The sequence below is a fragment of the Kitasatospora fiedleri genome, assembly GCF_948472415.1.
Classification (GTDB): domain Bacteria; phylum Actinomycetota; class Actinomycetes; order Streptomycetales; family Streptomycetaceae; genus Kitasatospora; species Kitasatospora fiedleri.
Map to the genome: position 1 here is coordinate 667,338 of NZ_OX419519.1, position 23,543 is coordinate 690,880.

The window sequence follows — 23,543 nt, forward strand, 5'->3', positions numbered from 1 at the left end:
CGCGCCCGCGCCGGGCACCGTCCGGTCCCGGTCCGTCGCGCGTGCGCGGGTTACGGTGGGACGGGAGCGAGGTGGTCCGGGTGCGGACGGTGACCGACTGGCTGGGCGGCCTGTCCGGGCCGGTGGTGTACGCGGTGGTGGCGGCGCTGGTGTTCGCCGAGGACGCGCTGTTCTTCGGCTTCGTGCTGCCCGGCGAGACCGCGGCGGTGCTCGGCGGGGTGCTGGCCCACCAGGGCGGCGTCTCGCTGGGCTGGGTCCTGGTGACGGTGGTGGGCGCGGCGGTGCTCGGCGACTCGGTCGGCTACGAGGTGGGCCGGCGGCTGGGCCCGCGGGTGCTGGAGACCACGTCGCTGCGCCGGCACGCGGACCGGATCGGCCGCGCCCAGGACCTGATCCGCCGCCGGGGCCCGGCGGCCGTCCTGCTGGGCCGGTTCGTGGCCTTCTTCCGCGCCCTGATGCCCGCCCTGGCGGGGGTGTCCCGGATGCCGTACCGCCGGTTCCTGCTGTTCAACGCGCTCGGCGGCCTGCTGTGGGGCGTCGGCTTCGTCCTGCTCGGCTACTTCGCGGGCGCGGCTACACCAGGGTCGAGGGGACGGTCGGCCGGACCGCCGCGCTGGTGGTGGCGGGCGTGCTGGTGCTGGCGGTGCTGGTCCACTACGTCCGCGGCCACCGCAGGGAGCACGCCCGGGAGAAGGAGCACCCGGGCGCGGAGGAGCACGCGGGCGGGGACGACTGACCCGGCCGGAGGGGGCCGTTCGGCCCTCGGCCCGGCCCCGGTGCGCGGCGCACAGTGGGGGGCATCGGGAAAGGAGTTCTGATGGACCGTCTGCAGACCCGCCCCAGGGCCGAGGTGCTGGTGGAGACCCGCGGCGCGGTGTCGGCCGGTGCGCCGGACTACGCGCGGGTGAAGGTGCGGGCCGTGCTGGAACGGCTGGAGGAGCCGGTGCTCGGGGTGCGGGTGCGGCTGGTCCAGGAGCCGCACCGCACGGTGGCCCGGCCGTCACTGGCCCAGGTGGTGGTGGACCTGAACGGCCGCCCGGTGCGGGCGCACGTCGCGGCGCGGACCATGCGCGAGGCCGTCGACCTGCTCCAGGACCGGCTGGTCTCCCGGCTGGCCCGGCTGCGCCGGCAGCGGCAGCACCCGCACGAGCCGCTGGGCCTCCCGGCCGACGGCGGCGGGCACCGTCCCGAGCACCGGGTCCGCCCGCCCGAGGAGCGCCGGGTGGTGCGGCACGGGAGCTACGGCCCGGCCCGCTGCACGCCGCTCGCCGCGGTGCGCGAACTGGAGGCGCTGGACCACGACTTCCACCTGTTCACGGACGCGGGCAGCGGCCGGGAGGGCGTGGTGTACCGGGGCACCGCGGGCGGCTACCGGCTGGCCTCGGCCGGGCCGCTGTCCGCGCCGGTGCCGGGGCTGGTGACCGGTCGGCTGGCCGTGCCGCGGCTGACCCTCGCCGGGGCCCGGGAGCGGCTGGACCTGAGCGGTCTGCCGTTCGTCTTCTTCACCGACGCCGGGACCGGCCGCGGCCACGTCCTGTACCGCCGCTACGACGGCCACTACGGGCTGGTCGCGCCCGCCGGGTAGCGGACCGGCTCCCGGCGGCCGTGGGGGTCCGGCCGGGAGCGGCGCGGCCCGGGGGCCGGGGGCGGTGTGGGGCCGTCCCCGGTTCCCCGCGCGTCCGCTGCGGGGCGCGGGGGGACGCTCCGGGGCGCGGCGGGACGCTCCGGGGCGGGGCGCGGCGGCCGGTTCAGCGCGTCGTCTCGCGGATGTTCGGGACGGCCCGGACCAGGGTGACCACGCCGCCGGCCACCAGGGCGACGGCGAGGAGTTCGGGGATCAGCAGCAGGCCGGTGCGGACCTGCTCGTCGAACAGGACGACGCCGAGCAGCAGGCTGACCGAGGCGTCGCCGATGGTCAGCGCGGGCTGGGAGGCGAGCAGCGGGCCGGCCTGGAGGGCGTTCTCCAGCAGCAGGACGGCGGCGATGCCGGTGAGCGCGAAGCCGTACGTCTGCCAGGCGGTCAGGAAGGCGGCCGGGCCGTGGTCGGAGAAGGTGCCGGTGGCGGACTTCAGCAGGGCCGCGGTCAGCGCGTTGCCGATCGCGGCGGCGGTGCCCAGGGCCCCGGCCCGGAACACCGGGCCCCGGCCGCGGGCGGCGGCCACGCAGAGCGCCATCGCCCCGAGGCAGCCGGCCAGGACGGGCGTCCACCGGCTCATCGGCGCGTGGTCCTCGGCCCCGGAGGGCGCGGCGCACCCGAGGAACAGCGCGAGGCCGCCGACCACGGCCGCGACGCCCGCCCATCCGGCGGGCGGAATCCGCCGGTGCAGCAGCGGCACGGCGATCAGCAGCGCGAACGGCAGTTCCAGCACGAAGACCGGCTGCACCAGCGCGAGCGGCCCGAACACCAGGGCCAGGGCCTGGAACAGCGCCGCCCCGGCCACCCCGAGGATGCCCAGCACCCAGGCCGGGTCCCGGGCCAGCACCGCCAGGAAGCGCAGCCCCCCCCCGCGCCACCCGGGACGCCGCCTTCCGCTGGAAGGCGGTCCCGGCCGCGTTGGAGGCGGCCCCGAGCACGGCGAACACCACAGCGAGCACGTCCACCCGAGACCGGTTCCCCCCTCCGCGCGCGCCGAACCCCGCTTCCCCCGGACGGCCGAAGCCCCTTCCCCGCGCGGGGAAGGGGCTTCGGAGCGGCGGTTACCGCTGGCCGGTCCAGGCGGAGCGGGGCTGGGTCTTCACGCCGCGGAGGGAGGCCGGGTCGATGTCGACGTCGGCGTAGAAGACGCCGAGGTTGTAGCCGTCGCCCTGGGTGTTGACGGTGACGTTGATGCCGGTGTCGCCGTTGCGCAGGTACGGGGAGACGTCCCAGCGGTTGGCGTCGTAGCCGAAGGAGTTGGGGTAGGCGGGGTTGCGCGGGAAGCGCTGGGCCGGGTCGGCGTTGTCGAGGTTGGAGGTGAAGGCGTCGTCCGCCGGGTGCAGGGCGTCGGAGAAGCGGGTGAGCGGGCCGTTGGTGGACTTCATGTCCATCGTGTCGCCGGTCCACTTGTGGTCGCCGTCATAGACGACCCAGCCGAGGTGGCCGGTGACGGGGCCGCTGGCGGGGGTCTTGATGCCGCTCAGGACGCCGGTGAGGGCGGGGCTGTTGGGCAGTTCGGGCTGGAAGCCGTCCCAGACGTGCAGGTGGCGCAGGGGCTCGCACTCGCGCTCGTAGGCGACGACGACCGTCCAGCCGCCCCAGCTGTGGGCCTTGACGACGGAGTCCATGTCGGCGGCCTCGTAGGTGCCGGAGCCGTGGTTGCGGACCTGCTCGGTGATGTCGGCGGAGGCCTGGTAGCTGCTCTCGTCGTCGGTGGTGATGTAGCCGATGGAGGGCTGCTGGTTGGCGATGTTGGTGTACTGGGCGTCGCCGGGGAACTTGAAGTAGATCTCGTCGATCTGGCTCTCGGGCAGGACGGTGCTGCCGATGCCGCGGGTGCCGCCCCAGTAGAGGCGGGCGAACTTGACGGTGGCGTCCTCGGGGATCTGGAGGTCGGCGGAGCTGGAGGAGTAGATCGGGTCGCCGAGCGGGCCGATGTGGCCGGGGCCGTCGATGTTGATGTACTTCATCTGGAAGTTGTTGTTGATCGGGCGCGAGCCGTCCCCGTTGCGGGCCTGCTCGCAGGGAGCCTGGGCCGGGTCGACGGGGGGCTGGGTCTCGTCGCAGGTCATCAGGGTGTTGCTGATGTGGGTGATGCCGCCGTGGAAGTCGCCCTCGAAACGGGTGGTGAAGGGCAGCCGGTTCTCGGTGATGGTGGTCGCGGCCGCGACCCGCTGGTGGGGGCGGCGGGACGGCTGTCGGTGGAGTACGCGGCCGGGACGGCCAGGGTGCTCGCGGCGGCCACGAAGGCGGAGGTGGCGATCAGTGCGCGCCGGGTGGGACGGGGACGAGACAAGGCGGGATCTCCTCTGACGAACGGTCGGTTGCCTTCTTGCGAAGACACGCCAACCTGACCATCCGTCAGGCCGGAGATCGGCGTATTGGGCCGAACGACGGCATTCCTGAGTGTTTCCTGGGAACGCCGTCGTCCGGAGGTGGCGGCCGGGTCGACGGCGCACGTGGTGCGGCCCGCCGCGCGCTCGGGCCGGAGTGCGCGGCGGGCCGGGTCCGGGGGTGGTCGGCCGGTGGGGCGGGCGGTCGGCGGGACGGGCGGTCAGCGGGCCGTCACGGGTAGGAGACGACGTTGCTGGGGCCGCCGAAGGTGGGGTCGACGGCGCGGCCGGTGCCGTTGATCACCGAGTCGATGCCGCCGGAGCCGTTCAGGAAGACGGTCAGCAGGTCGTGGAACGTGACGCCCGGGGTGCTCGGGGCCTGGAAGGCCGTCGAGTTGCGGATGTCGACGCCCTGGTTGAAGTAGGAGTAGCTGCCCATGCCCCAGCCCTCGAAGGTCTTCACCTTCGGGCCGACGGCGAACGCCGGGTAGCCCTTCTGCTTCCTGCTCGCCATCCAGGCGGCCTGGTTCGGCACGTCGTAGGGGTTCTCGTTCTGGAAGAACACCACCTTGCCGTGCTCGCCGTTCCACTCGACCTCGGTCTTCTGGAAGTGCTCGACGGCGAGGCCGGTGGCGGTGACCCGGTCGCCGTTGACGACCAGTCCGGTGTCGCTGCGGGCGCCGGTCCAACTGCCGCCGCCGGCACCGTGGTCGGCGCGCCAGATCCAGGCGTCGTCGATCAGGGTGTCGTCGCTGTTGACCTCCAGCGCGGTGTCGGCCGCGCCGTTCAGCGCGCCGCCGACCCGGAAGAACACGTCGGACAGGGCGATCGGGTCGTTCCGGTGCGAGTCGTCGCTCCCCCGGTTGCCGACCTGCATCAGGACCTTGGACTTCTTCTCCCCCGCGTCGATGATCAGGCCGGAGACGTTGACGCCGTCCACGTCGTCGACCTTGAGGGCGGCGTTGCCCTCGGTCGGGACGAGGGTGGCGAAGCCGAGGCCGATCACCTGGGTGCCGGGGCGGGTCACCTTGATCGCGTCGGGCAGTTGGTGGACGCCGGGGGTGAGCAGCAGGTGGCGGCCGGCCTTGAGGGCGGCGTTGATCTGCTTGACGTCGGCGCCGGGGCGGACCACGTAGAAGTCGTCCAGGGAGATCGAGCGGCCCGGGGTGGGACCGTCCGCCCAGCTGGTGCCGCGCGAGTCGCGCCGGACGGCGGGCACGAACACCCGGTACCGGCCGCGGTCGTCCAGGTAGAGGTAGGGGGCCTCGCGGGTGACCGGGCAGGTGTCCAGGGTGGTGTAGGGGGCGGCGGCCGGGTCGGTGGAGAAGGACTGCGCGGGGGCGCCCTCGGTGCCGCAGAACACCTGGTTCCAGACGCCGTTGCTCCAGCCGTCCAGGCTGCTGGTGCGGGTGAAGAACTGCTGCTGGGAGCCGTTGACCACGGTGGCGCCGGTGAACTGGGAGTCGGCGATGAAGCCGCCGCTGGCCCAGGAGGGCGAGCCGGTGCAGTAGTCCATCAGCGTCACGTTGCCGTTCAGCCGGACCCGGCGCAGCGGCGCGGCCTGGGAGACCGCCCAGAAGTCGGTGTTGCCGTAACAGCCGCTCTGGCCCGCGACGTTGACGGTGAGGTTGCTGAGCGAGCGCCAGAAGTTGGTGGTGGCGTAGCACTGCGACTGGTCGCCGCCGACGCACTGGTTGTACACGTTGACGGAGCCGTTGATCACCACGTCGCCGGGGTTGCGGCCGAGGCCGGCCACGCTCTCGTAGAAGCCGACCGGGAAGACCAGCGGGTCGGCGGCGGTGCCGTAGGTGCCGGGCTTGAACAGGACCGCGTAGCGCTGGGGGCCGAACTCGTTGCCGGCCTGGGCCTGGGCGAGGGCGTTCAGCCGGTCCTGGATCTGGGCCTTGGGCATGCTCGGGTCGAGCACGATCGCGTTCTCGCCGAGGCTGCCGCCGCCGGGCGGCACGGGGGCCGCGGCGGCCTGGGTGGTGGGGGCGACGAGGGCCGCGACCAGGGCGGTCGCGGCGGCGGCCGCGAGGCCGTATCTGCGGTACCGGGGAGCTCGGTTCATGGGGGTGCACACCCGTCTGGTGGGTTCCGGGGAGGACGGCCGGGACCGGACGGCTCGCTGACGGCACGTCAGCTCTCGAACCGGCCCGCTTACTTCACGCCGAGATTTAACGTCTGAGAAAAGAGGGGCGTCAAGACCTGTGACGTGCCCGGTCCGGCCGGGCACGGCGGAGGGCCGGACCCCGGGCGGGGTCCGGCCCTCGGTGCGGCGCCGGTCAGCGCCGGTCAGCGCCGGTCAGCGCCGGTGGGCGGTGGTCGGCGGCCCCGGTCGGCGGTCGGTGGCGGCGGGGGCTCAGCCGGCCAGGATCGCCGCCGCCAGCTCACGCATCTCGACCTTGCGGACCTTGCCGGTGACCGTCATCGGGAACTCGTCGACCACGTGTACGTAGCGCGGGACCTTGAAGTGGGCCAGCCGTCCGGTGCAGAATGCGCGCACCGCCTCGGCCGTGAGCGGCGGCGCGCCCTCGCGCATCCGCACCCAGGCCATCAGCTCCTCGCCGTACTTGGCGTCGGGCACCCCGATCACCTGGACGTCGAGCACGTCCGGGTGGGTGTACAGGAACTCCTCGATCTCGCGCGGGTACACGTTCTCGCCGCCGCGGATCACCATGTCCTTGATCCGGCCGGTGATGGAGAGGTACCCCTCCGCGTCCATCACCGCCAGGTCGCCGGTGTGCATCCAGCCGTCGGCGTCGACCGCCTCGGCGGTCCGCTCCGGCTCGGCCCAGTAGCCGAGCATCACCGAGTAGCCGCGGGTGCACAGTTCGCCGGGCTCGCCGCGCGGGACGGTGCGGCCGGTGTCCGGGTCGACCACCTTGACCTCCAGGTGCGGCCCGACCCGGCCGACGGTGGAGACCCGGCGCTCGACCGAGTCGTCGACCCGGGTCTGGGTGGAGACCGGGGAGGTCTCCGTCATGCCGTAGCAGATCGACACCTCGGTCATGCCCATCCGGTCCATCACGCCCTTCATCACCTCGGTCGGGCACGGGGCGCCCGCCATGATGCCGGTGCGCAGGCTGGACAGGTCGTACCCGTCGAAGCCCGGGTCGGCCAGCTCGGCGATGAACATGGTCGGCACCCGTACAGCGAGGTGCACCGCTCGGCGGCCACCGCGGCGAGCGTGGCGGCGGCGTCGAAGGCCGGGGCCGGGATCACCGTGCAGGCGCCGTGCGAGGTGGCGGCGAGGTTGCCCATCACCATGCCGAAGCAGTGGTAGAAGGGGACCGGGAGGCAGATCCGGTCCCGCTCGGTGTAGTGGCACAGCTCGCCGACGAAGTAGCCGTTGTTCAGGATGTTGCGGTGCGAGAGCGTCGCGCCCTTGGGGAAGCCGGTGGTGCCCGAGGTGTACTGGATGTTGATCGGGTCGTCGGCGCTCAACTCCCGCTCGATCGCCTCCAGTTCGGCCCGGTCGCCGGCCCGCCCGGCGGCCAGCAGGTCCGGCCAGTCCGGGCCGTCCAGCAGCACCACCGCGGCCAGCTCCGGACAGCGCGGGCGCACCTCGGCGATCATGCCCGCGTAGTCGGAGGTCCGGAACCGCTCGGCGGCCACCAGCAGCCGCACCCCCGCCTGCACCAGCACGTACTCCACCTCGTGCGCGCGGTACGCCGGGTTGATCGTCACCAGGATCGCGCCGAGCCGGGCGGTGGCGTACTGGGTGAGCGTCCACTCGGCCCGGTTCGGCGCCCAGATGCCCACCCGGTCGCCCCGGCCCACGCCCCGCGCGCGCAGCCCGAGCGCCACCGCGTCCACGTCGGCGGCGAACTCGGCGTACGTCCAGCGCCGGCCGGTGGCGCACTCGACCAGCGCCTCCCGCTCCGGGAAGGCCCGCACCGCCCGGTCGAGGTCGGCCCCGATGGTGTCGCCGAGCAGCGGCACCGCGGACGGGCCGGAGGAGTGGCTGAGCGGGAGCGGATCGCGCGACAAGGGGGCCTCCTGGGCGGGGTGTACCGACGGGTACCCATGCTGCGCAGCCGGAGGCCGCTTGACCAGCCCCTTCCCGGGATTCGGTCCGGCGCCCGGTCCGCGAGCGCGCGGTCGGCGGGGGCGGGGGTGACGGGGGGTCAGTCCGGCGTCGGGGCAGGGTGGTCGCGGGGCAGCTCAGGAAGCATGATTAGGCTAACCTAACCTAAGTGGGTCGGGGTCCTCCGATCCGCCGCATCCGTACACCCGGGAGCACCCCCATGCCGTTCACCACCCGCATACCCGCACCCGCCACCGCGGCCACCGGCACCGGCCCCGAGCCCGGCGCCGCCCTCGGTGCCGGGGACAGCTTCGAGGGGCGGGTCGCGCTGGTCACCGGCGCCGCCCAGGGCATCGGCGCGGCCGTGGCCGCCCTGCTCGCCGCGCGCGGCGCCCGGGTGGTCGGCTGCGACCTGCGCGGCGGCGACGGCGGTGAGAGCGGCGGTGACGGCGGTGCGGACGGTGGCGGCCCGGCGACCGGCCCGGGCGCCGTCCAGCGGCTGGACGTCACCGACGGGGCCGCCGTCGAGGCGCTGGTGGAACGCGTGGAGCGCGAGGTCGGCCCGGTGGACGTGCTGGTGAACGTCGCGGGCGTGCTGCACGTGGCGCCCGCGCTGGAACTCACCGACGCCGACTGGCAGCACTCCTTCGACGTCAACACCACCGGCGTCTTCCACACCTGCCGCGCCGTCGGGCGCCGGATGGCCGAGCGCGGCCGGGGCAGCATCGTCACCGTCGGCTCCAACGCCGCCGGCGTCCCGCGCACCGGCATGGCCGCGTACGCCGCGTCCAAGGCCGCCACCACCATGTACGTCCGCTGCCTGGGCCTGGAGCTCGCCGCCGCCGGGGTGCGCTGCAACCTGGTCTCCCCCGGCTCCACCGACACCGCCATGCAGCGCTCGCTGTGGACCGACCCCGACGCCGAACGCCGCGTCCTGGAGGGCGATCCGGGCAGCTACCGGGTCGGCATCCCGCTCGGCCGGATCGCCGATCCCGAGGACGTCGCCGAGGCCGTCGCCTTCCTGGCCGGCGACCGCGCCCGGCACATCACCATGCACGACCTGTACGTCGACGGCGGCGCGACGCTGCGGGCCTGACCCGCCCGGCGCGTCCGACGCCTCCGGCCCGCCCGACGCGGCGCGCCCCGGCCCGGCCGGCGGGCTCCGCGGGTCCGTGCGGCGGTCCTCCCGCGACCGCCCCGGGCCGCTCCGCCACGTCCCGCCCCGAACTCCCCTTCTCGTCCCCCTCCGCCATCCTCCCGCCCTCGCAGTGCCGGCGCGCGCCCCGCGTCGGCGGAACGGAGCAGCAGCATGACCACGGCCTCCGAGCTCCGGCCGCCCGCCACCAGTACCGCCTCCGGCGGCGCCGGTCCGCTACCCGGCGACCTGCCCGGCAGCGACCTGCTGGCCGCGTACCGTCCCGGACCGGACCGGGCCCTGCTCGCCACGCCCACCCGCACCCTGCTCGCCGAGGGCGTGCACCGCACGGTCGACGACCCGGCGGCGGCCGGGCGGGTGCTCGCCGAGGCCCGGCCCGACGGCGGGGAGCGGCTGCTGATCGGCGCGATCCCGTTCGACCCGGCCGCGCCCGCCCGGCTGTTCGTCCCCGACCGGGTCCGCCGGGCCGGGCCGGTACCGCCGCCGTCCGGGGTGCCGCTGGCCACCGACCGCACCGGCGAAGGGCGTTGGCACAGCCGCCCGGTGCCGGAACCGGACGGGTACCGGGCGGCGGTCGCGGAGGCCGTGCGCCGGCTGGCCGGCGACTCGCCGCTGGAGAAGGTGGTGCTGGCCCGCACCCTGGAGCTGACCGCGCCCGGCGGGAGCGACCTGGCCGCGATGGCGGCCCGGCTGGTGCACCGCGACCCGCACGGCTACACCTTCGCGGTGCCGGCCGGCGGCACCGCCACCCTGATCGGCGCCAGCCCCGAGCTGCTGGTGTCGCGGCGCGGCACCCGGGTGGTCTCCAACCCGCTGGCCGGTTCGGCCGCCCGCAGCGCCGACCCGGTGGAGGACCGGCGGCGCGCCGAGGCGCTGCTGGAGTCCGCCAAGGACCTCGCCGAGCACGCCTTCGTGGTCGACGCGGTCCGCGCCGCGCTCGCCCCGTTCTGCACCGAGCTGGTCGCGCCGGAGCGGCCGTCCCTGCTGCGCACCGCCGCGATGTGGCACCTGTCCTCCACCGTCACCGGCGTCCTGCGCGAACCCGCCACCAGCGCGCTGGAGTTGGCCCTCGCCCTGCACCCGACCCCGGCGGTCTGCGGCACCCCCACCGCGCACGCCCGGGCCGCGATCGGCGAACTGGAGCCCTTCGACCGGGGCCTGTACACGGGCGTGGTCGGCTGGGGCGACGCCTCCGGCGACGGCGAGTGGGTGGTCACCCTGCGCTGCGCCGAGGCCGACGGCGACCGGCTGCGCCTGTTCGCGGGCGCGGGCGTGGTCGCCGCCTCCGACCCGGAGCTCGAACTCGCCGAGACCGCCGCCAAGTTCCGCACCTTCCTGCACGCGGTGGGCCTGGCGGACACCCGATGAGCCCCCACCCCGACGAGGCCGTCACCCGCCGCTGGAACGGCCGCCTGCTGGACGCCGGACTGCGCCAGCACGACACCGCGCCCGAGACCGGCGCCCGGGCCGGCGCCGAGACCCGCACCGCCGCCGGAGCCGGAGTTCACGCCGGGGCCGGGGCCGAGGCCGGGGCCGGGGCCGACGTCCAGACCGGGACGACCCGCACCGCCGCCGGGTCGGGTGCCGGAGCCGACGCCGGGCCCGGTACCGTCGCGGCGGCCGATTCCCTGCCCATCCAGTCGAGTTGCCCGCCGGAGGACGTCCGATGACCCTGTACCCGCCCGAGGCCGCCGCCCGTCACCGTGCCGCCGGGTACTGGACCGGTGAGCTGCTGGACGCGATGATCCGGCGGCACGCCGCCGCGACGCCGGAGCGGGTCGCGGTCACCGACCGGGAGCGGCGGTGGAGTTACGCCGAGCTGGACGCCCGGGCGGACCGGCTGGCGGCCGGACTGGCGGCCCGCGGGCTGCGCCGGGGTGACCGGGTGGTGCTGCAACTGCCGAACGTGGCGGAGTTCTTCGAGGTGTTCTTCGGCGCGCTGCGGGCCGGGGTGGTGCCGGTGATGGCGCTGCCCGCGCACCGGCGCTCCGAGATCGGGTACTTCTGCGAGTTCGCCGAGGCCCGGGCGCTGTTCGTGCCCGACCGCCACGAGGGCTTCGACCACCGGGAGCTGGCGGCCGAGGTGCGGGCGGCGGTGCCGCAGCCGCTGGAGGTGTTCGTGGTGGGCGAGCCGGGGCCGTTCTCCCCGCTGGCCGAGCTGCGGGCCCCGCGGACGCGCCGCTGCCCGCCCCGCCGGACTCCGGCGACCTGGCCTTCCTCCAGCTGTCCGGCGGCTCGACCGGCCTGCCGAAGCTGATCCCGCGCTGCCACGACGACTACCTGTACAGCGTCCGGGCGTCCGCCGGGATCTGCGGGCTCTCGGCGGAGTCGGTGTACCTGTGCGCGCTCCCGGCGGCGCACAACTTCCCGCTGTCCTCCCCCGGCACGCTCGGCACCTTCTTCGCGGGCGGCCGGGTGGTGCTGGCCCCCGACCCGAGCCCGGCCACCGCGCTCGGCCTGATCGCCCGCGAGCGGGTCACGCTGACCGGCGTGGTGCCGCCGCTCGCGCTGGCCTGGGCGGGCGCCGCCGAGGCCGCCGGGCCGGACGGGCCGGACCTGTCCAGCCTGGAGCTGCTCCAGGTCGGCGGGGCCAAGCTCAGCGAGGAGGCCGCGCGCCGGCTCGGACCGGCGCTCGGCTGCCGCCTCCAGCAGGTGTTCGGGATGGCGGAGGGCCTGGTCAACTACACCCGTCCCGAGGACGACGAGCACACCGTGCTGACCACCCAGGGCCGTCCGATCTCCCCGGACGACGAGGTCCGGGTGGTCGACGACGAGGACCGCGACCTGCCCGACGGCACCGCCGGCCACCTGCTCACCCGCGGCCCGTACACCATCCGCGGCTACTGGCGGGCCCCGGAGCACAACGCCCGCTCGTTCACCGCCGACGGCTTCTACCGGACCGGCGACATCGTCCGCCGCACCGCCACCGGGCACCTGGTGGTGGAGGGCCGGGCCAAGGACCAGATCAACCGGGGCGGCGAGAAGGTCGCCGCCGAGGAGGTGGAGAACGTGCTGCTGGCGCACCCGGCGGTGCACGACGCGTCGGTGGTGGCCGAGCCCGACGAGTTCCTCGGCGAGCGGTCCTGCGCGTACGTGATCCTCCGGCCGGGCGCCGAGCGGCCCCGGCCGGTCGAGCTGAAGTCGTTCGTGCGGGCCGCCGGGCTGGCCGGGTACAAGGTGCCGGACCGGGTCGAGTTCGTCGCGGCCTTCCCGTCCACCGGCATCGGCAAGGTCAGCAAGAAGGACCTGCGCGCCCACCAGAACTGACCGTCCGCCGGACGCGTCAGGCCCGTCAGAGAGGACCCTCCCCGTGGCGCTTCCCGCCATCGCCCCCTACGAGCTGCCCACCGAGCTGCCGCCGAGCCGCGTCCCGTGGCGGGTCGACCCGGCCCGGGCCGCCGTCCTGGTGCACGACCTCCAGCACTACTTCCTGGGGGCCTTCCCGGCCGCCGGGCCGCCGCTGGAGCCCGTGCTGGCCCACACCGCGCGCATCCTGGCCGCCGCCCGGGCGGCCGGGCTGCCGGTGTTCTACTCGCACCAGCGCGGCGGCCAGACGCCCGAACAGCGCGGCCTGCAACTGGACTTCTGGGGCCCCGGCCTGCCCGCCGACGAGCACGCCCAGGCGATGCCCGCCGCGGTCGCGCCCGAGCCCGGCGACCGGCTGGTGCTGAAGTGGAAGTACAGCGCGTTCGTCCGCACCGACCTGGCCGAGCAGTTGGCCGAGCTGGGCCGCGACCAGCTGGTCATCGTCGGCGTGTACGCCCACATCGGGGTGCAGATGACCGCCGCCGACGCCTGGCAGCGCGACCTCCAGGCGTTCGTGGTCGCCGACGCCGTCGCGGACTTCTCCGCCGAGCAGCACCGCGAGGCGCTGCGCTGGACGGCCGGGAAGTGCGCCGTCGTCCTGGACACCGCGCGGTTGCTGGCCCAGGTGGCGGCGGCGGAGCCGGCCCCGGAGGGGGTGTCGTGACGCTCCCCGCCGCCCGGCTGCTGGCCGCCGGGGTCACCCTCCGGTACGGCGACCGGCCGGTCGCCGCCGACCTGACGGTGGGCGTCCCGGACGGCTCGTTCACCGTGATCGTCGGGCCGAACGCCTGCGGCAAGTCCACCCTGCTGCGGGCCTTCGCCCGGCTGCTGCGGCCGACCGCCGGGCAGGTGCTGCTCGACGGCGAGCGGATCGCGACCCTGCCGGCCCGGCAGCTGGCCCGCCGGATGGGCCTGCTGCCGCAGAGCTCGACCGCGCCCGAGGGCATCACCGTCGCCGACCTGGTCGCCCGCGGGCGCTACCCGCACCAGGGGCTGCTGCGCCAGTGGTCGCCCGAGGACCGGCGGATCGTCTGCGACGCGATGACCGCCACCAACGTCGAGGCGCTCGCCGACCGCTTCGTCGACGAGCTGTCCGGCGGGCAGCGCCAGCGGGTCTGGCTGGCCATGGCGATCGCCCAGCAGACCCCGCTGCTGCTGCTCGACGAACCCACCACCTTCCTCGACATCGCGCACCAGGTCGAGGTCCTCGACCTGTGCGCCCGGCTGCGCCGCGAGCAGGGCCGCACCCTGGTCGCCGTGCTGCACGACCTCAACCAGGCCGCCCGGTACGCCACCCACCTGATCGCGCTGCGCGACGGCGCGGTGGTCGCCGAGGGGCCGCCCGGCGAGATCGTCACCGCCGACCTGGTCCGGCGGGTGTTCGACCTGCCCTGCCAGGTCGTCCCCGACCCGCAGACCGGCACCCCGCTGGTCGTCCCGCTCGCGCCGCGATGACCGCCGCCGCCCTCTCCGCCGTCGCGGTGCGCACCGACTTCCGCGACGCCCGCGCCCTGTACGAGCTGTCGCTGCCGTTCATCCGCTCCGGGGCGCTGCGCGCCCGCACCCCCGCCGACTACCGGCACGCCGCGGACACCTTCCTGGTCGTCCGCGGTGCCGCCGCCCCGGACGCCTGCGCCGCGCTGCGCGTGCTCGACCCCGACCCCGGCCACCCGCCCACCGGCGTGCTGCACAACCTCTGCGTGCGCGCCGACCGGCAGGGCCTGGGGCTGGGCAGCCTGCTGATCACCGCCGTCCTGGCGCACGCCCGCCGCACCGCGCTGACCGCCGTGGTCACCGCCACCACCGGCGACGGCACGGTCTTCCGGCACCACGGCTTCGCCGAGATCCCCGCCTCCGCCGCGCCCCCGTCCTGGTCGGCCGCGCTCGACCCGCCCGCGGCTCCCGGGTCTACCGCCGCCTGCTCTGACCCCGCGCCACCGGTCCGGGCCCGGGGCGCGTACGGTCGGAGCGGTGTCCCGCGGACGCGGCGGGCGGAGAGGAGTCCCGATGGGTCCGGCGCGGACGGGGTGCGACCCGGAGGCCGCCGAGGTGCGGCGGTTCTGGGGCGGGTTGGGGCTGCCCGGGCTGATCGACGTGCACACGCACTTCATGCCGGAGCGGGTGCTGCGGAAGGTCTGGGCGTACTTCGACGCCAACGGGCCGCTGATCGGCGCCCGCGGCTGGCCGATCACCTACCGCCGCGCGGAGGACGAACGCACCGCGCTGCTGCGGGAGTTCGGGGTCCGGGCGTTCACCTCGCTGCTGTACCCGCACAAGCCGGGCATGGCGGGCTGGCTGAACGGCTGGGCGGCGGAGTTCGCGGGGCGGACGCCCGACTGCCTGCACACCGCGACGCTGTACCCGGAGCCGGGCGTGGCGGGGTACGTCCGGGAGGCGCTGGAGGCCGGGGCGCGGGTGTTCAAGGCGCACGTGCAGGTCGGCGGCTACGATCCGGCCGACGCGCGGCTGGACGCCGCGTGGGGCCTGCTGGCGGAGGCCGGCACGCCGGTGGTGATCCACTGCGGTTCGGGCCCGGCGCCCGGCGCGCACACCGGGCCGGAGCCGGTCGCCCGGGTGCTGGCCCGGCACCCCCGGCTGACCCTGGTGGTCGCCCACCTGGGCATGCCCGAGTACCGGGAGTTCCTCGACCTGGCCGACCGCCACGCGCGCGTCCACCTGGACACCACCATGGCGTTCACCGACTTCACCGAGGACCTGATGCCCTTCCCCCGCGAGCTGCTCCCCCGCCTCGCGGACCGCGGCGACCGCGTCCTGCTCGGCACCGACTTCCCCAACATCCCCTACCCGTACCTGCACCAGCTCCGCGCCCTGGAGCGCCTCGGCCTGGGCGCCGGCTGGCTGCGCGCGGTCTGCCACGACAACGCGGCCCGGCTGTTCGGCCGGTGAGACGGCGGCCGGGCCGGGAATGAACGGCGGGCGGGGGTGCTGCGGGCCGGTATGGATCTTTCGCTGCCGCCCGTCGCCCCCGTCCCCTCGCCGTCCGGGGGCCTGACCCGGCACGGCGTCAGTTACGCGCTGCGCACCGGCTTCCGGCCGCTGCTGCTGGACCTGCACGTGCCGGCCGGGGCGGGGCCGTTCCCGGTGGTGGTGTGGCTGCACGGCGGCGCGTTCCGGGCCGGCGACCGCCGCTACCTGCCGGACACGGTGCGGCCCGGCGCGGTGTTCGAGACGCTGGTGGCGGCGGGCGTCGCGGTCGCGACGGTCGACTACCGGCTCTCCGGCGAGGCCGTCTTCCCGGCCCAGCTGGATGACGTGACGGCCGCGTTGGGCTACCTGCGGTCGTACGCCGGGGAGTTGGGGCTGGACGTCGACCGGCTCGGGGTGTGGGGCGAGTCCGCGGGGGCGACGCTGGGGGCGCTGGCGGCGCTCACCACGGACGCGGTGGCGGCCGCGGTCTGCTGGTACCCGCCCACCGACCTGGCCGCCCTCGGCCACGACGGGCCGGACTCCCCGATCACCCAGCTGCTGGGCGGCCCGGCCGCCGAGCTGCCGGAGGCGGCCGCACTGGCCAGCCCGGCCCGACGGGTCGCGCCGGGCGCCCCGCCGTTCCTGCTGGTGCACGGGGTGCGGGACGAACAGGTGCCGTTCGCCCAGTCCGAGGTGCTGCACGGGCGGCTGCGCGCGGCGGGCGCCCGCTCGGTGCTGGTGCCGGTCGAGGGCGCCGGGCACTGCTTCGCCGGGTACCCGGACGTGCCCGGCCTGGTCGCGCAGGCGGTGGCGTTCCTGTCCCGCGAGCTGGCCGCCCGCCCCGCGGGCTGAGCGGGCGCGGGGCGGTCCGGGGCGGTCCGGGGCGGGGTCGGCGCGAGACGGGCGGTGGCGGTGCCGGCGCGAGACGGGCGGTGGCGGCTCAGGCGGTGCGCCGCCACTGACGGACGATCAGCCAGAGCAGGTAGCCGCCGCCGACCACGCCGGTCAGCACGCCGACCGGCAGCTGGGTGGGGGCCAACAGCCGCTGCGCGGCCAGGTCGGAGAGGGCCAGCAGCAGGGCGCCCAGCAGGGCCGAGCCGAGCAGGTTGGGGCCGGTGGCGCGGGTGAGGCGGCGGACGGCCTGCGGGGCCATCAGCGCGACGAACGGGACCGGCCCGGCGGCGGCGGTCGCCGCGGCGGTGAGCGCGACGCCGACCAGCACCAGCCAGACCTGTACGGCCTCGGTGCGCACGCCCAGCGAGGCGGCCGTGTCGTCGCCCATCTCCAGCATCCGCAGCGGGCGGCCGAGCAGCACCGCGGCGGGCAGCAGGACCAACAGGGCGAGCGCCATCGGCGTGCAGTGCTCCCAGCCGCGGGCGTTGAGGCTGCCGGTGAGCCAGACCGCGGCGCTCTGGGCGTCGCTGAACGAGGCCCGGGCGATCAGGTAGGCGTTGAGCGAGGCGAGCAGCGAGGAGACGCCGATGCCGACCAGGACCAGCCGGTAGCCCTGGGTGCCGCCGCGCCGGGCCAGCAGGTAGACCAGCAGCGAGGTGGCCAGCCCGCCGACCACCGCCCCGCCGGCGACGGTGGCCGCGCCGCCGCCGATCAGCAGGATGACGACGAGCGCGCCGGTCGCCGAGCCGACGGTGAAGCCGATGACGTCGGGGCTGCCCAGCGGGTTGCGGGCCAGGGTCTGGAAGAGCGACCGGCGAGCCCGAGCGCCGCGCCGACCAGCAGCGCGGTGAGCAGCCGGGGCAGCCGCACCTCCATGACGATGTAGCGGTCGGCGCGCCGGCCGCCGCCGCCGAGGATGTCGAGCACGTCCCGGACCGGCAGCGGGTAGTCGCCGGCGGTGAGGGTCCACGCGGCGGTGCCGAGCAGGGCGAGCAGCAGCAGGCCGGCCACCAGGGTGGCGCGCGGGTGCCAGCGCAGCGAGCGCCCGCCGGGCAGCGGCAGCGACCGGATCGGCAGCGGGCGGGCCGGGGGCGTGGCGGGCGGGGCGTCGATGACGGGGGTGGGGTTCACAGGCGGGCGATCCTCCGGCCGCGCACCAGCGCGATGAAGAGCGGGGCGCCGAGGAAGGCGGTGACCACGCCGACCTGGAGTTCGGCGGGGCGGAGCAGGAGCCGGCCGAGGATGTCGGAGGCGAGCAGCAGGACGGGGGCGAGGGCCGCCGAGAGCAGCATGATCCAGCGCTGGTCGGGGCCGCAGAGGCGGCGGGCCAGGTGCGGGACGGCGAGGCCGACGAAGGCGATCGGGCCGACGGCGGCGGTGGCGGCGCCGCACAGCAGGGTGATGGCGAGCAGGCTGAGGGCGCGGGTGCGGCCGGGGTGGGCGCCGAGGGCGTGGCCGGTGTCGTCGCCGAGGGCGAGCGCGTTGAGCGGGCGGCCGAGCAGCAGCGCGAGCACCCCGCCGACCAGCAGGAACGGCAGCACCTGGCCGACGGCGGCGGAGTCGACGCCGGCGAAGGTGCCGATCTGCCAGTAGCGGAAGCGGTTGAGGGTGAGCGGGTCGAGCAGCACCAGGGCGTTGACGAAGGCGGTGAGCACGGCGGTGACGGCGGTGCCGGCCAGCGCGAGCCGGGCGGGGGTGGCGGAGGCCCGGCCGCTGCCGCCGAGGAGTTGCACGACGAACGCGGCGACGGCGGCGCCGAGCAGCGCGAACCAGACGAAGGCGTGGAAGGTGCGCAGGTCGAACAGGGCGGTGCCGGCGGCGACGGCGGCCGCGGCGCCGCCGTTGATGCCGAGCAGGCCGGGGTCGGCGAGCGGGTTGCGGGTGAGGGCCTGCATCATCGCGCCGGAGATGCCGAGCGCCGCGCCGACGGTGACGCCGAGCAGGGTGCGCGGGATGCGCGAGTGGTGGACGACGATCCAGTCCTCGCCGGTCGGGTCGCGGTGCAGCAGGACGTGCAGCACCTGCCCGGGGGCGATGGCGCGGGCGCCGACGCCCAGCGAGAGGACGGCCAGGACGGCGAGCAGGGCGAGGGCGCCGAACAGCCAGGCGGTGCGGCGGGCGGCGGTGGTGGCGGCGCGGCGGGGCTTGGCGACCGGCCGGGCGGAGACGTGCGTGCTCATGCGTGCGGGGTGTGCTCGTCCTCGTGGTGGTCGTGGTTGGCGGTGCCGCGCTTCCAGTAGCCGTCGACGTCGACCTGGTCGCGGCCGAGGCCGCGTTCGTTGCGCAGGTGGCGGCGGATCGGACGGAGCGTGTGGGCCTCGCCGGCGATCCAGGCGAAGCCCATGCCGGGCGGCAGTTCGGCGGCGCGCACGGCGCGTTCGAGGTGGTCGGTGGTGCCGGGGGCGGCGGCGCCGCGGTGCAGCCAGACGACGGTGGCGTCGGCGGTGGTGGCGAGGTGCTGCTCGTCCTCGGGGCCGGGGACCTCGGCGAAGGCGAGCACCTTGACGCCGGCGGGCAGCATCTCCAGCCAGCGGGCGAGCGCGGGCAGCGCGGTCTCGTCGGCGCCGAGCAGGTACCAGTCGTGGACGAAGTCGATCTCCTCGGAGCCGCGCGGCCCGAACACGCCGAGCTTCATGCCGGGCCGGGCGGCGGCGGCCCAGCCGGAGCCGACGCCGGTGCCGTGCAGCACCATGTCGATGTCGAGTTCGCGGGCCTCGCGCCGGTACTGGCGGATCGTGTAGTCCCGGGTGATGGGCTCCACGGGGGCGTCCATCCAGGTGTCGTTCTCGACCACGGGTTCGGTCGGCAGGTCGTGGCCGGGCGCGGCGAAGCAGAGCTTGACGTGGTCGGTGGGGGCCTGTTCGCAGAAGCCGTCGAGGGCGTCGCCGGCGAAGGTGACCCTGACCGTGCCGGGGGTGATCCGCTGGACCCGCTTGACGTCCAGCAGGCGGTACTTGAGCGGGTGGCGGACGATCCGCATCCGCGGGGGCACGGTCGTGGTGGTGGTCATCGGTCAGCCCATTCGATCGGTGGTGGCCGGGGTGCCGCGCGCCGCCGCACCCGTGCCCCCGGCGGGGGCGGGGTGCGGCGGCGACAGCGTGCGCCTGCGCTTAGGCTAGCCTAACCTTCTCCTCGCCGGAAGGGTGACCCGCCCCCGCCGCCGCGTCCGCTGACAGCTGGTCAGCGACCACCCGCCCGGCGTCCAGCCGGACCACCCGGGGCAGCCGGGCGATGGTGGCCGGGCGGTGCGCGATGACGATCAGCGTGCAGTCGGCGCGCAGCTCGTCCAGGGCGTGCTCCAGCCGGGCGGCGGTGACCGGGTCGATGTCCGCGGTGGCCTCGTCCAGCACCAGCACCGCCGGGTCGGCCAGCACCGCGCGCACCACGCCGAGGATCTGCCGCTCCCCCGCCGACAGCCGGGCGCCGCGCTGCCCGACCTCGGCGTCCGGGCCGCCCAGGCCGTCCAGCCACTGCGTCAGGCCGAGCCGCTCCACCGCCCGTTCGATCGCCGCCCGGTCGGGCTCGCCGCGCACCAGCGCCAGGTTCTCCGCGACGGTGCCGGTGACCAGCCGCACCTCCTGCGGGACGAGCACGATCCGGCGGCGCAGCTGCCGCTCGGGCAGCTCGGCCAGCGGGGCGCCGGCGAAGGTCACCCGGCCCGCGTCGGGGGCGTACAGGCCGCACAGCAGCTTGGAGAGCGTGGTCTTGCCGGAGCCGGTCTCGCCGACCACGCCGGTCCGGCTGCCGGGCGGGAACGCCAGGGTGACGCCGTGCAGGTCGGGGCCGTCCGCGCGGTAGCCGAAGTCGACGCCCTCGCAGCGCAGTTCGCCGCGCTCGGGCAGGCCGTCGACCTCCTCGGAGGGCGCGGCGGCGGTGGTCGCGGAGAGCAGGTCGAGCAGCCGGGCCAGGCCGGTGCGGGCGGTGGCGACCTCGCCGACCAGCTGCGAGAGGTCGGTGAACGAGTCGAACAGGTTGCGGCTGGCCACCACGAACACCACCACGGTGGTGACGCCGATCGCGTCCCGGGTGACCAGCCAGCCGCCGACGGCGAGCAGGGCGACCAGCGCCAGGCCCTCGATCAGGCTGACCAGGTCGATCCGGTTCTCCACCCGCAGCGCCCGCCGGGCCGCCCGCACCGCGTGCCGGTTCTCCCGGTCGAAGCGCCGGGTCCAGCCGGTCAGGCCGCGCGAGGTCTGGAGCGCCTCGCGGGCGGTCAGCGTCTCGGTGAAGGTGGCCGCGACGGTGGCCTCGGCGCTCGCCTTGCCGCCGAACGCCGCCGCCGCGTCGCGCTGGAACCAGCGGTCACCAGCAGGGTGGGCGGCAGGAACACCACTAGCTGGACCAGCAGCAACTGCCAGGAGTACCCGGCCAGTACGGCCAGCGTGAAGCCGAGGGTGGCCAGCGCGGAGACCAGGTTGCGCAGGTGCAGCCGGACGAACGCGGCCAGCGCGGCCACCTCGCCGGTGGCGCGGCGCAGCAGGTCGCCGCTGCGGTGGGTCTCCAGGAAGCGCAGCGGCGCGGTGGCCAGGTTCTCCACCGCCTGCTCGCGCAGGGTGCGCACCACGTCCTCGCCGCTGCGGATCAGCAGCAGCTCGCCGACCCGGGCCAGCACCAGTTGGACGGCGGCGAGCCCGGTGAGCAGGGCGACGGCCAGGCCGAGCCCGCCCCGGTCCTTGTGGAACAGCGCGCCGGTGGCTAGGCCCACCAGCGGGGCGACCGCCACCAGCGCGGCGGAGTCGGCGAGTCCGACGCCGAGCGCGACGGCGAGCCGGACCCGGTGCGGGCGGAGGTAGGGCAGGGCGCGGCGCAGCACGCCGCGCTCGTCGGCCTCCTCGCGCAGCAGCGGCTGATCAGCCACGGGTGGCCTCCACGAGGTTTGGTGACACGCCGTCGGTGCCGGTCGGGTCGGCGACGCCGGTCGGGTCGGCGGTGCCGGACGGGTCGGCGGTCCCGGACGGGTCGGTGGCGCGGGGCGGGCCGTCGGCGCCGGACGGGTCGGGGTCGGCGGATGGGTCGCCGGTGCCGGACGGGTCGGGGTCGGCGGTCGGGTCGCCGGTCCGGGGGGCGTGGAGTTCGACCACCCGGTCGGCGGCGGCCAGCACGGCGGCGCGGTGGGTGGCGAACAGCAGGGTGCGGCGGCCCTCGGCCCAGGCGCGCAGCCGCTCCAGGACCAGGGCCTCGGTGGCGGTGTCGAGCGCGGAGGTGGCGTCGTCGAGCAGCAGCACGGCGGGGTCACCGAGCAGCGCGCGGGCGATGGCCAGGCGCTGGACCTGGCCGCCGGACAGCGCGGTGCCGCCCTCGCCGAGTTCGGTGGCGTAGCCGTCGGGCATGGCGGCGAGCTGGTCGTGCAGCCCGGCGGTGCGGCAGGCCCGTTCGAGCGCCTCCGGCGGGAGGTCGCGGCCCAGGCGCAGGTTGTCGGCGACGGTGCCGGAGAGCAGCACCGGCCGCTGGGCGACGTAGGCGATCCGGGCCCGGACCTCGTCCAGGCGGGCGGCGCGCAGGTCGGTGCCGCCGTAGCGGACGGTGCCCTCGTCGGGGTCGTCGAGGCGGACGCCGAGCCGCAGCAGGGTGCTCTTGCCCGCGCCGGTGGCGCCGTGCAGGGCGACGAACTCGCCCGGGGCGACGGCCAGTCCGACCGGTCCGAGGACGGTCTTGCCGTCCCGCCGGGCGATCGCCCCGGTGAACTCCAGCGCGCCCGCCACCGGCAGCTCCACCGGCTCGGCCGGGTCGGTGACGCCCGCGCCGATGGACAGCGCCTCGTCGATCCGGGCGGCGGCCACGTCGGCCTGGCCGCGTTCGAGCAGCCGGTCGACCAGGACCCGGGTGGCGAGGGTGACGATGGCCATCCAGGTGGTGAAGGCGACCAGTCCGCCGACGGTCAGGTGCCCGTCCAGCACGGCGAGGCCGCCGAGGCCGACCCCGGCGGCGACGGCCAGCCGCGGGACGAGCGGGGCGACGGCGGCCCAGCCGGCCTCGATCCGGGCGGCGGTGACGGTGCGCCGGGTGACCTCGGCGCTGGCGGTGTGGTGCCGGTCGACCAGCGGGCGGTGGCCGCCGGTGCCGCGCAGGCCGGTGCCGAGCTGGAGCAGGTCGGCGACGGCGTCGGCCCGGCGGCCGTGGGCGGCGGCCAGGTCGGCGGAGGCGGCGGCGAACCGGCGCGGGTAGTACAGGTTGACCCAGACCAGGAACGGCAGGGTGGCCAGGGTGACCAGCAGCAGGCTCAGGTCGAGCGCGCCGATCGCGGGCAGCACGGTGACGAAGGTGGTGCCGAGCACCACCCAGATCGCCAGGCCGTGCACCCACTCGCGGACCAGGTCGGTGTCCCGGGTGGCGCGCATCGCCAGGTCGCCGTGGCCGCGCGAGGCGAGCGCGGCCCGGTCCAGGCCGGCCAGGTGGCGCAGCAGCCGCCCGCGCAGGTCGGCGCCGACCTTGGCGTCCGCGTACCCGGCCCAGTACTGCCAGCCGTACAGGCCGGCGAACTGGACCAGCGCGGCGAGCGCGGTGGCGGCCGCCCAGCGCAGCAGGGCGCCGCTGTCGTGCTTCTCCAGGCCGTCGTCCAGCGCCTTCTGCACGCACCACGGGACGGCGAGCAGGGCGAGCTGGCGGATCGCGGCGGCGGTCATCGCGGCGGCGACGGTGGCCCGGTGCGGGCGCAGCGCGCCGCGCAGCAGGGCCTTGGCCCGGCGGCGGCGCTCGGCGGAGAGCGCGGTGGGCGGGAGGTCCTCGTCGGCGAGGTCGTCGGGGGTGAGGTCGTCGGGGTGAGGCCGTCGGGGACGAGGCCGTCCGGAGCGGGACCGTCGGGGGTGGGGCCGTCGCCGTCGGGTTCCCGGGGGTGCGGCCGTCGACGGCGGTGGGGTCGGGGCTGGCGGGGTCGCCGTCGGGCGGGCCGGCGGCGGGGGCTGGCTGGTGGGTGCTCACGGCGTTGGCCATCCGTCGGGTAGCGGGTTCGCGGGGCGCGGCGGAGGGGGCGGCCCGGGTGGGCGGGCCGCCCTCGCGGCGGGCTGCTGGTGGGAGGGGAGGTCAGGCGGTGCGGGCGACCAGGCTGGCGGGGCGCAGGTCGGTCCAGTGCGCGTCGATGTACGCGGTGGCGCCCTCCCGGGTGTCCTCGCCGTGGACGGTGCGCCAGCCGGCCGGGACCTCGGCGAAGGCGGGCCACAGCGAGTGCTGGTTCTCGTCGTTGACCAGCACCAGGTAGCGGGCGTCGTCGTCCTCGAACGGGTTGGTGGAAGCCATCGGGGTGTTCTCCTCGTCGCGGGTGGT

Annotated in this window: 17 protein-coding genes and 5 pseudogenes; 11 read left to right on the forward strand and 11 right to left on the reverse strand. The window is 76.1% G+C overall.

The window, feature by feature from the left end; genetic code table 11:
• Positions 1–80: 80 nt before the first annotated feature.
• Entirely contained in the window at positions 81–818 is a 738-nt protein-coding gene (locus QMQ26_RS03445; protein ID WP_282204707.1) for a DedA family protein, read from the forward strand.
• Positions 818–1,585, forward strand: coding sequence for an HPF/RaiA family ribosome-associated protein (locus QMQ26_RS03450; protein ID WP_282204708.1), 768 nt, complete (start codon positions 818–820; stop codon positions 1,583–1,585). Before QMQ26_RS03445 ends, QMQ26_RS03450 begins: the two co-directional genes overlap by 1 nt.
• 163 nt (positions 1,586–1,748) lie before the next feature.
• On the opposite strand, the pseudogene QMQ26_RS03455 reads toward QMQ26_RS03450, so the two are convergent.
• The 4 genes and pseudogenes from QMQ26_RS03455 to QMQ26_RS03470 form a co-directional block, all read right to left on the reverse strand.
• Positions 1,749–2,601: pseudogene (locus QMQ26_RS03455) on the reverse strand (DMT family transporter).
• Positions 2,602–2,697: 96 nt separating this feature from the next.
• The gene (locus tag QMQ26_RS03460) at positions 2,698–3,708 is read right to left on the reverse strand and encodes a hypothetical protein (RefSeq protein ID WP_282204709.1); all 1,011 of its coding nucleotides are present in this window, start codon (positions 3,706–3,708) and stop codon (positions 2,698–2,700) included.
• 493 nt (positions 3,709–4,201) lie between these two features.
• The gene (locus QMQ26_RS03465) at positions 4,202–6,040 is read right to left on the reverse strand and encodes a hypothetical protein (protein ID WP_282204710.1); all 1,839 of its coding nucleotides are present in this window, start codon (positions 6,038–6,040) and stop codon (positions 4,202–4,204) included.
• Between the two features lie 291 nt (positions 6,041–6,331).
• Positions 6,332–7,962 (reverse strand): annotated as a pseudogene (locus QMQ26_RS03470) (AMP-binding protein).
• Positions 7,963–8,219: 257 nt separating this feature from the next.
• On the opposite strand from QMQ26_RS03470, the gene QMQ26_RS03475 reads away from it, so the two are divergent.
• From QMQ26_RS03475 to QMQ26_RS03515, 9 genes and pseudogenes are all read left to right on the forward strand, one after another.
• A complete protein-coding gene (locus QMQ26_RS03475) occupies positions 8,220–9,095 on the forward strand; it encodes a 2,3-dihydro-2,3-dihydroxybenzoate dehydrogenase (RefSeq protein WP_282204711.1) in 876 nt (291 codons plus the stop codon).
• Positions 9,096–9,308: 213 nt separating this feature from the next.
• Entirely contained in the window at positions 9,309–10,523 is a 1,215-nt protein-coding gene (locus QMQ26_RS03480; protein ID WP_282204712.1) for an isochorismate synthase, read from the forward strand.
• Positions 10,520–10,825 carry a hypothetical protein gene (locus tag QMQ26_RS03485; RefSeq protein ID WP_282204713.1) on the forward strand — a complete coding sequence of 102 codons (306 nt, stop codon included), beginning with the start codon at positions 10,520–10,522 and terminating at the stop codon, positions 10,823–10,825. The genes QMQ26_RS03480 and QMQ26_RS03485 overlap by 4 nt, the downstream gene beginning before the upstream one ends.
• A pseudogene (locus QMQ26_RS03490) lies at positions 10,822–12,422 on the forward strand ((2,3-dihydroxybenzoyl)adenylate synthase). The gene QMQ26_RS03485 and the pseudogene QMQ26_RS03490 overlap by 4 nt, the downstream one beginning before the upstream one ends.
• 43 nt (positions 12,423–12,465) lie before the next feature.
• Positions 12,466–13,125 carry an isochorismatase family protein gene (locus QMQ26_RS03495; protein WP_282204714.1) on the forward strand — a complete coding sequence of 220 codons (660 nt, stop codon included), beginning with the start codon at positions 12,466–12,468 and terminating at the stop codon, positions 13,123–13,125.
• Positions 13,122–13,916: an ABC transporter ATP-binding protein gene (locus tag QMQ26_RS03500; protein ID WP_282204715.1), complete on the forward strand. Its 795-nt coding sequence runs from the start codon at positions 13,122–13,124 to the stop codon at positions 13,914–13,916. The genes QMQ26_RS03495 and QMQ26_RS03500 overlap by 4 nt, the downstream gene beginning before the upstream one ends.
• A pseudogene (locus tag QMQ26_RS03505) lies at positions 13,913–14,203 on the forward strand (GNAT family N-acetyltransferase); the annotation flags it as partial. The gene QMQ26_RS03500 and the pseudogene QMQ26_RS03505, both read left to right, overlap by 4 nt.
• Before the next feature lie 265 nt (positions 14,204–14,468).
• Positions 14,469–15,368 (forward strand): amidohydrolase family protein, encoded by a 900-nt coding sequence (locus tag QMQ26_RS03510; RefSeq protein WP_282204716.1) that lies wholly within the window; start codon positions 14,469–14,471, stop codon positions 15,366–15,368.
• 51 nt (positions 15,369–15,419) lie between these two features.
• The gene (locus QMQ26_RS03515) at positions 15,420–16,241 is read left to right on the forward strand and encodes an alpha/beta hydrolase (RefSeq protein WP_282204717.1); all 822 of its coding nucleotides are present in this window, start codon (positions 15,420–15,422) and stop codon (positions 16,239–16,241) included.
• Between the two features lie 88 nt (positions 16,242–16,329).
• Here the strand turns inward: QMQ26_RS03515 and QMQ26_RS03520 are convergent.
• From QMQ26_RS03520 to QMQ26_RS03550, 7 genes and pseudogenes are all read right to left on the reverse strand, one after another.
• Positions 16,330–17,360: pseudogene (locus tag QMQ26_RS03520) on the reverse strand (FecCD family ABC transporter permease).
• A 50-nt stretch (positions 17,361–17,410) separates the two neighbouring features.
• Positions 17,411–18,463, reverse strand: coding sequence for a FecCD family ABC transporter permease (locus tag QMQ26_RS03525; protein WP_282204718.1), 1,053 nt, complete (start codon positions 18,461–18,463; stop codon positions 17,411–17,413).
• Positions 18,460–19,293 (reverse strand): siderophore-interacting protein, encoded by an 834-nt coding sequence (locus QMQ26_RS03530; RefSeq protein ID WP_282204719.1) that lies wholly within the window; start codon positions 19,291–19,293, stop codon positions 18,460–18,462. Before QMQ26_RS03530 ends, QMQ26_RS03525 begins: the two co-directional genes overlap by 4 nt.
• A 100-nt stretch (positions 19,294–19,393) precedes the next feature.
• Positions 19,394–20,419 carry an ABC transporter ATP-binding protein gene (locus tag QMQ26_RS03535; RefSeq protein WP_282204720.1) on the reverse strand — a complete coding sequence of 342 codons (1,026 nt, stop codon included), beginning with the start codon at positions 20,417–20,419 and terminating at the stop codon, positions 19,394–19,396.
• Between the two features lie 77 nt (positions 20,420–20,496).
• Positions 20,497–21,141, reverse strand: a complete 645-nt coding sequence (locus tag QMQ26_RS03540; RefSeq protein WP_282204721.1) for an ABC transporter transmembrane domain-containing protein — start codon at positions 21,139–21,141, stop codon at positions 20,497–20,499.
• Entirely contained in the window at positions 21,134–22,906 is a 1,773-nt protein-coding gene (locus QMQ26_RS03545) for an ABC transporter ATP-binding protein (RefSeq protein WP_282204722.1), read from the reverse strand. The genes QMQ26_RS03540 and QMQ26_RS03545 overlap by 8 nt, the downstream gene beginning before the upstream one ends.
• A 397-nt stretch (positions 22,907–23,303) precedes the next feature.
• Positions 23,304–23,516 (reverse strand): MbtH family protein, encoded by a 213-nt coding sequence (locus tag QMQ26_RS03550; RefSeq protein WP_100834845.1) that lies wholly within the window; start codon positions 23,514–23,516, stop codon positions 23,304–23,306.
• Positions 23,517–23,543: the final 27 nt, after the last annotated feature.

Coding starts and splice junctions, on each gene's coding strand:
- QMQ26_RS03515 (WP_282204717.1), top strand. CDS start 15,420: ATGGATCTTTCGCTGCCGCCCGTCGCCCCCGTCCCCTCGCCGTCCGGG.
- QMQ26_RS03530 (WP_282204719.1), bottom strand. CDS start 19,293: ATGACCACCACCACGACCGTGCCCCCGCGGATGCGGATCGTCCGCCAC.
- QMQ26_RS03460 (WP_282204709.1), bottom strand. CDS start 3,708: ATGACCTGCGACGAGACCCAGCCCCCCGTCGACCCGGCCCAGGCTCCC.
- QMQ26_RS03450 (WP_282204708.1), top strand. CDS start 818: ATGGACCGTCTGCAGACCCGCCCCAGGGCCGAGGTGCTGGTGGAGACC.
- QMQ26_RS03485 (WP_282204713.1), top strand. CDS start 10,520: ATGAGCCCCCACCCCGACGAGGCCGTCACCCGCCGCTGGAACGGCCGC.
- QMQ26_RS03550 (WP_100834845.1), bottom strand. CDS start 23,516: ATGGCTTCCACCAACCCGTTCGAGGACGACGACGCCCGCTACCTGGTG.
- QMQ26_RS03545 (WP_282204722.1), bottom strand. CDS start 22,906: ATGACCGCCGCCGCGATCCGCCAGCTCGCCCTGCTCGCCGTCCCGTGG.
- QMQ26_RS03465 (WP_282204710.1), bottom strand. CDS start 6,040: ATGAACCGAGCTCCCCGGTACCGCAGATACGGCCTCGCGGCCGCCGCC.
- QMQ26_RS03480 (WP_282204712.1), top strand. CDS start 9,309: ATGACCACGGCCTCCGAGCTCCGGCCGCCCGCCACCAGTACCGCCTCC.
- QMQ26_RS03475 (WP_282204711.1), top strand. CDS start 8,220: ATGCCGTTCACCACCCGCATACCCGCACCCGCCACCGCGGCCACCGGC.
- QMQ26_RS03525 (WP_282204718.1), bottom strand. CDS start 18,463: ATGAGCACGCACGTCTCCGCCCGGCCGGTCGCCAAGCCCCGCCGCGCC.
- QMQ26_RS03510 (WP_282204716.1), top strand. CDS start 14,469: ATGGGTCCGGCGCGGACGGGGTGCGACCCGGAGGCCGCCGAGGTGCGG.